This is a genomic window from Bacteroidales bacterium, from assembly GCA_018334875.1.
Lineage (GTDB): Bacteria > Bacteroidota > Bacteroidia > Bacteroidales > UBA12077 > JAGXLC01.
The window spans coordinates 1-7016 of sequence record JAGXLC010000216.1 but is presented as its reverse complement, the minus strand read 5'-3'; the positions used below and the strand labels follow the sequence as shown (position 1 = coordinate 7016).

Genomic DNA, 7016 nt, shown 5'->3' with positions numbered 1-7016 from the left:
GAGCGTTTGTAAGGTGGATGATCCTGGGCATCAATCCTTGGAAGATAGGAGACAAAGATGAGCCATTTCCCGTCCGGTGAAGGATGGGGAAACCAGTCGTTGTAACGGTCAAAGGTGATCTGTTGTTTATCGGATCCGTCGGGGCGCATGCGCCAGATCTGCATGGTGCCTGTACGGGCTGAGTTGAAGTAGATGTATTTTCCGTCCGGTGAATACTCGGGTCCATCGTCCAGCATTTTATGGTCGGTGAGTTGTTTTTCTCTTCCACCGCTGGTTTTTATTTTATAAATGTTGTATTCGCCTTTCCGTCGTCCTACATAAACCAGATGTTTGCCATCCGGTGACCAGCCATGCCAGTAGGAGGGAACTTTATCCGTTACCGGCCGGGGCGTGCCTCCTTCGCGAGGCAGGATATAAATGCGGGAGCCGGATTGCTCTTCATCCTCGTAATGGTGGCTGATGACGATCTCATTGCCCCCCGGTGACAGACCATGGTCGTTATTCACTGAAGTGGCGAAATCAGTATTGATGGGCTCAGGCTGGCCCCCTTCAGCGGGCAGTTCGTAAAGCCTTCCTCCGCTGTTATAGATCAGTGTGTTGGTATTGGGGTCCCAGTTGGGTGCTTCAAAGGCTTTTTTTGAAGTGTAAATAACCTTTCGGTGCTTCTCCTGTACATCGAGGATTTCCATGCGGCTTCCTCCATCTTCATCTTTCTGAGCGATCATATCATCAGGCTCAGGTACGGTAATCCTTACATTGCTGTAAACGGCTTTTTCCAGTGTGCCTTCGGAATGGGAGCACATGAAAAGGCCAGTATAAAGCTTTCCACCCAAATCCAGATTCAGGGTATCCGAATATTCCATGGGATTTCCGTCTGTTGCAGCACCCATGATAAACTGGTTGCCGGATTTTTCGAGCTGGATCACGGCGGGTGATTCAACAGGCAACCGGATTTCGCTTGTTTCACCCCCTTTGGTTTCCCTGAATTGCATAGCGGTAAGGCCATCGCCATGCACCACTGCATCAACATAAGGAGCATCATCTTCAAGCGACTCCCTGATCATCCATCCGCTCTTTCGGTGTGGGTGATCTCCGCTTCCTTTGAATCTGACCCTGGCCCGCAGAATGAAATCTCCTTCCATCTCACGCCAGGCATAATGAAAGGCATCCCGGGTTGACCATACATTTTCACCTCCTCCGGTGATGTGATAGAGCTGGTCTTTGGAATCATATTGTAAATTTCCCTGCTTTTGAACCTTTCCAATATCCTGATTATCGGGAAAGATATTTTTATCACCGTTTTGGGCTTTTACTATGCCGGCTGAAATAATTAGCAAAAGAAGCGCATACGAGGTTGTTTTTAATAATAGTTTCATGAGTCAAATATTTTTGAATGCAAGATACAGAAATTTTATTAACTGAAGGTGCGTTTGAAAATCAACTCAATATCTGGCACGGCTGTAGAGATCAATATACCTGTTGATGTCCTCTTCATTCTTTATGACAGCAATATCGGTGAGAAGGCAGAAATCGAAGCTTTCGTGATTGCTGTCCTCGGCTTCTCCCATATTCACGTACCATATTTCCGCGAAAAAATCATTCAGCCAGTAGAGATCTATGGCATGTTCGTCCCTGTTGCGGGTGATGAGGAAAGTTCCCTGGTCGCTCAGCAATTGCTGCTGCTGATCCACGGACATGTGTTCGAACTCTTGTGCAGTAGGTAACATGTACATCCGGTTAAAATCTAATTTAAAGGTACAAACATTTTTTGATATTTCAAGGGGTTGTTTGGAAAATTTTTGTGAGGTTCCAGGTTATTTGCGCGTGAGCATGTTGACAGTAAATGTTTTGGAACAAAACATTCCATCCTGAAAATCATGTTCATCCTGTCTTCAATCAAACCTGGCTTAAAACATGCGCAGTGTTCGCAGTTTTTTCCAGTGAAAATCTCGAAACACCCGACAATTTCCTCGAAAGGATTATCGAAAAGCTCGAAATGCCTATCGATTTGCTTGAAGTGGTTATTTAGAATCTATATAGATTAATATACCGTGTAATCCTTATGGATTATATAACGTCGAAAATATTAAATTAAAGCTGATCTTTATGGATTTTTATCAAAGGTTGGTTAAGCTTGAACGAATCCATCGGAGCATTTTAACCAGGTCAACCGGCACCCCTGCCCAACTTGCCTCTAAGGTTAACATAGCCCGCAGAACCTTGTATGAATATTTGGATCAATTAAAAAGCTTGGGCGCGGAAATTGCTTACAGCCGTACCATTCAATCTTATTATTATGTGAATGATTTTAATTTTCAACTAAGGATAAAAAGAAATAATTCAGACTAAATAAAATTTGCAATAAATTTTTTCCATGCAAGGAATTTGCACGGAAGGTGGGTAATTTTGATTGGAGAAAGATCGATCTTTCATAGAATTTACTTGTTCTAATTTAAAATCTTTTTACCATGAAAAAATTTACTTTTTTATTAGTATTATTAGTAACGGGAATATTGGTAAAAGCACAATATCCTGATTATACGTATACATATGATTTAGATTTTAAGCATAGTCCCAAAGATTCTGCAGGATGCAACCCTTTCTTGCTTCAAAAAAATTACCTGAATAGTTCGGCAGGATATTTCAAAGTATCTCATGGATCACCGGATTTTCTTGATAAAAGTACTTCTGCTGTTAAATTGAAAGCATCGTATATAAATGAAGGAAGTGGGGATGTTCGAAAATCTGAAGGATTATTTACAAAAATTGATACTGCTAATTTTTCTACATTTGATAAATTTCGGAAAGGATACATATATCGGGTTGGTTTAATAGATTATTCAGATACCTGAGGTGTAGTGATTACAGCACGTATGTATATGGCTAATGGATTGACAGAAACAACAGATTCTCTTTGTATTGAAAAAATAATACCATCAATAAGTGATACAAGTATGATTTTTGAAGATTTTCAATTTGAGTATGATACCCCCAAAGGCAAATATGGTCAAAAATTTCAACCCAAAAAGGATTATAACCAATTGTGGATAGTTGCTTATCAATATTCTTTAGATAATTCAGGAGGATTTTATTTTAAAGAAATAGAAATTGAAGACTATGGCAAAGATACTGAACCACCAGATGCACCATCCAATCTCCAAAGTTCGGAGATTACCACAAATTCATTCAAATTAACCTGGAATGAACCGGATGATAATTATGATGGAGTTGATAAGTATACTATAAATGTTGATGGAGAAACATATCCTTCAGATACTACATTTATAAAGATAGAGGGTTTGAATAAAAGTTGTTATACATATTCTGTAAAGGTCCAAGCCATTGATGTGGCTGGAAATAAAAGTGCTTATTCGGATACCATAAATGTAACAACGCGTTTTGACGAGCCTATTTTGGATATGACTGTTAGTTCTGGTGGGCCGTTATGTAATAACTCATCAAAGCAATTCAGTACAACAGAGTATGATGATGTTACATATAACTGGACACATGGTAATGGAATTACACTTAGTGATGAAAATGGACCATCAACAACAGCAACTGCCAATACTACTTATAATGGAAATTCTTATGTTCGAGTGGAAAGATCTTTTCATAAAAGCTGTCCAGGAGGAGAGGGAGAAGAGGCCACTTCTCAAAAAACTCATTCTCTATGGGTAGGGGTTCCGACACCTGATAAAATAGAATATGTAAATATTGGACCTCATTATCCTCAATATTCGGAAGAAATATGTTATGATTATCCCAACGATGGTGAAGTAGAGTGGACCGGAAATGGGAGCGTCACTGAATATGAGTGGGATGCCGGAAACTGGATGGTAGAGCAGCATCCCAGTGTACTCTTCCCCGAAATTCCTATGAGATTTGTTCAAATAACAGCTCCTTCATGGGGTTATGATGATCCGTTATATGTTACTGTGAAAGCTAAAAATTCCTGTGGTTGGGGGTCCAATAAACTTCCTGCCGTGGTCTTAGATGCGGTAAGCTGTGATGATTTCTTTACCCTTTCACCTAATCCCTCAAACAATTATGTTGAGATTTCTCCAAAACAAAACGAGGATCAAATGCAAACTGCATCAATTCTTAATTCTAATGAAACCATCCAGGTAAGATTTATCAATAATTATGGTAAAGTGGTTCAATCCACTACATTTACGGGAAGTACTCAACGAATCAATACATCAGACCTTGATGAAGGAGTTTACCTTGTTGAGATTCAGATCAACGATCATGTCGAATCTCATCGGCTCATGGTGCAACATTAAAGAGAATAACAAAAATTAATTGGTAAATTAAAAATAATAAAAAAAATGAAAACTACGGCGTTTCTACTATTGATATCTTTATTTCCGCTCCTGGGCCTTCAGGCCCAGGAGGCGGATACCACCCGGTATAATCGAAAGATCGGCATTACATTTCAGAACCTGGATCATTTCGGGTTGATTTACAAAACCAAATTGGATCAAAGGTACCTTAGGATAGAAGCCTTAAACCTTAAAAATGTTATTTCACAGTCAGTAAGCCCCAATGAGCGAAGTAGTCCCCAAAATGTTTATAAAATAAATCTGGGCTTTAATATAGGATTGGAAAAATATCATCCCTTAGTTGAGCGGTTTGGTATCATCAATGGATATTCTTTTTTGAGCGGCATACGTTTTGATCGGAACAAGGTTTCCGGCGAAATAACATCCAAGCATTTCAATACAAATATCGGGGTTGGATATATAATGGGAGTAAATTATACCATCAGTAAAGCTTTTGAAATAACCGCTGAAATAAGGCCAGCTTTGCGTTACTATTTTGATCATAAAAAAAATTTTCAGGACAACAGGACGAATAAACATTATACTCACAGCTTCATGTTCAATTTCAGCGATGATGTAAGACTTTCAATTTTGTATAACTTTTGATTCAATCTATTCCAGTAAAAAGATAGATGATGCAATTAATTAAATTATTCAAAAATTTGGTTGGTAACTTTAACAAGTCATTTGTGATAAAAAATATGTTGATCATTCTTATTTGCTTGATTTCTTTTAGCCTTTATGGTCAAAATGAGAATCCAACTGAAAGCTCTGCAGATACCACCACTCATATATTGGGCATTGGTTTTAAGAATAAAAGCAATTTTAGCTTTCTCTTTAAAATCCCCAGAGATAACTATAAAATACGATTTGATGCTTTTACCCTGGAAGGTTTTTGGAAAAAAGGTAGGGACAATACAATCTTCAGTGGTTTGGATACGGTTCCTGTCATTCATAGATGGGACCGGCACATCAATTTGGGGTTAATCTTGGGTGTTGAAAAAAATTTCCCTTTATTAAAAGATTTAAGATTCATTCACGGCCCTTTTGTATCGGGAAATTTTTACTATGAATACAGCAAATCTTATTATGGCTTTTCTCCTGAAGAATTTTTTGATTTTCAATTGGGAATTGGTTATATGATTGGTATAAATTATTTCATTAACAATCATTTTGGTCTTTCCGCTGATTTGATGCCACGTTTAATCTATAGGAGGAAAAGAAATTTCTATCAAGATAGAGAAGACGGGCCCTATAAACCTTCTAAACTGAAATTTAGAATTAAAAATACGGCTAAAATTTCGATTTTGTATCACTTTTGATTCATTAGCAAAGATTCCATCCTGTAAATCCTGTTTATCCTTTCCCTGCTCATTCATGGCAAGGAAAGATCCTTTTAAAGAGAAGTATCAGGGGCTAAGTCAGACCTATTGGCTTGATGATTGGGTGCTTTTGTTGGTCAGGTTTTGTTTCAGAGAATGCTTATAGAAATCACCTAGGAAGGCCTGGTAATCTTTTCTTTCGGGCAGGTCGTTGTGCCCGCCTTTTTCCAGTATTTTAATGGTTTTGTTTTCTGTCGCTGCTATGTTGTAAAGCTTTCTGGCCATGGCCGGAGGCGTGATGGGGTCATCCTTCCCGACAATCACCAGCAGGGGAACAGAAAGGCGTGAAAGCCGGTCGATGTTGCTGTCAACAAGCAGGCTGCTGTCTATGTTGATCCGGATAAATGGCCTCAGGATTTTGGGAAGCAGTTTGTCCTGGTAAAACCGCGCTTCACTGATCGGCGATTCTACTATCAGGCCGGCAATGGCTTTTTGATCGGCTACATAACCGGCTATCAATGAACCTAAAGAGTGGCCGTGAATAATGATTTCAGATGGAGGAATGCCCCTGGATTGAACCAGATAGTTATAGGCTGCCATTCCATCGGCTTTTATTCCGGCTATTGTAGGTGTACCTGGATTCTTCCCGTAGCCGCGATAATTGAATACAAAGAGGTTCATCTGCCGTTCTGTGATTGAAAGAATGGTTTCATAGGCGGTTTCCATCAGGAAGCCGTTGCCTCCATAATAAAGGACGGTTCCCTGAGAGGCGGGATGGCTGATAAACCAGCCTTCCAGTGAAAGATTTTTCCCGGAGGAAAAGTTGACCTCTTGAATTTGCCAGGCATTGTTTTGGAAATAGGAAGGATCAATGGTCCGTTTTACATCAAATACATCTTTTTCCTTGATCTCTATGGATGTGCAGCCATATAGGAAAATGGTTATTAAAGGGAGTAGAACAATTAATTTCCGCATGATGGATCATTACCTCCTGTAGTTAAGTTTTGTTTCACATTGTAAACAAAAAAACGCTGGAAAAGTTGAGGGTGGTTATACATATTTGTAAACCATTATGTAATAAAGCAAGGTAAGGCTGGAAGAACTGGTGTCTTATTGTGATGCAAAATAATTAGAGTCTGTCTATAATATCCGCTGGCTGCGTTACGCTCGTTTTTCATGCCAGTCAATTACATCTGGTAGAGACGTACGGCCGTACCTCTCTACATTTGACATGAAAAACTCGCAAGCCTTGCCAGCTGTCGGAGACAGGAATAATTCTTGAATTATTCGGGTTAGACGAGACTCTTTCAAATTTCTTTGACTTTATGGACAAACACTAATTATATGGCAGAAGAGGACAAAATCTTGT

The 7016-nt window shown here is 39.3% G+C and carries 9 protein-coding genes; 6 read left to right on the top strand and 3 right to left on the bottom strand.

All coding sequences use genetic code 11. The annotated features are described in order from the left end of the window. Both KGY70_14690 and KGY70_14685 read right to left on the bottom strand, forming a co-directional pair. Window positions 1-1376, bottom strand: a 1376-nt coding sequence (locus KGY70_14690; GenBank protein ID MBS3776440.1) for a TolB family protein, incomplete at its 3' end; no start/stop codon positions are given. 66 nt (window positions 1377-1442) lie between these two features. Then, entirely contained in the window at window positions 1443-1727 is a 285-nt protein-coding gene (locus KGY70_14685; protein MBS3776439.1) for a hypothetical protein, read from the bottom strand. Window positions 1728-1843: 116 nt separating this feature from the next. Here KGY70_14685 and KGY70_14680 point away from each other — a divergent pair, with 116 nt between their 5' ends. From KGY70_14680 to KGY70_14655, 6 genes are all read left to right on the top strand, one after another. Then, entirely contained in the window at window positions 1844-2029 is a 186-nt protein-coding gene (locus tag KGY70_14680; protein MBS3776438.1) for a hypothetical protein, read from the top strand. A gap of 77 nt (window positions 2030-2106) precedes the next feature. Beyond that, the gene (locus KGY70_14675; GenBank protein ID MBS3776437.1) at window positions 2107-2349 is read left to right on the top strand and encodes an HTH domain-containing protein; all 243 of its coding nucleotides are present in this window, start codon (window positions 2107-2109) and stop codon (window positions 2347-2349) included. Window positions 2350-2468: 119 nt separating this feature from the next. After that, the gene (locus tag KGY70_14670) at window positions 2469-2852 is read left to right on the top strand and encodes a hypothetical protein (GenBank protein ID MBS3776436.1); all 384 of its coding nucleotides are present in this window, start codon (window positions 2469-2471) and stop codon (window positions 2850-2852) included. Between the two features lie 27 nt (window positions 2853-2879). Further along, window positions 2880-4286 carry a fibronectin type III domain-containing protein gene (locus tag KGY70_14665; GenBank protein MBS3776435.1) on the top strand — a complete coding sequence of 469 codons (1407 nt, stop codon included), beginning with the start codon at window positions 2880-2882 and terminating at the stop codon, window positions 4284-4286. A gap of 45 nt (window positions 4287-4331) precedes the next feature. After that, window positions 4332-4931 carry a hypothetical protein gene (locus KGY70_14660; GenBank protein MBS3776434.1) on the top strand — a complete coding sequence of 200 codons (600 nt, stop codon included), beginning with the start codon at window positions 4332-4334 and terminating at the stop codon, window positions 4929-4931. 26 nt (window positions 4932-4957) lie between these two features. Further along, entirely contained in the window at window positions 4958-5647 is a 690-nt protein-coding gene (locus KGY70_14655; protein MBS3776433.1) for a hypothetical protein, read from the top strand. 105 nt (window positions 5648-5752) lie between these two features. Here KGY70_14655 and KGY70_14650 read toward each other — a convergent pair whose 3' ends face one another. Then, window positions 5753-6622: an alpha/beta hydrolase gene (locus KGY70_14650; GenBank protein MBS3776432.1), complete on the bottom strand. Its 870-nt coding sequence runs from the start codon at window positions 6620-6622 to the stop codon at window positions 5753-5755. Window positions 6623-7016 lie beyond the last annotated feature (394 nt).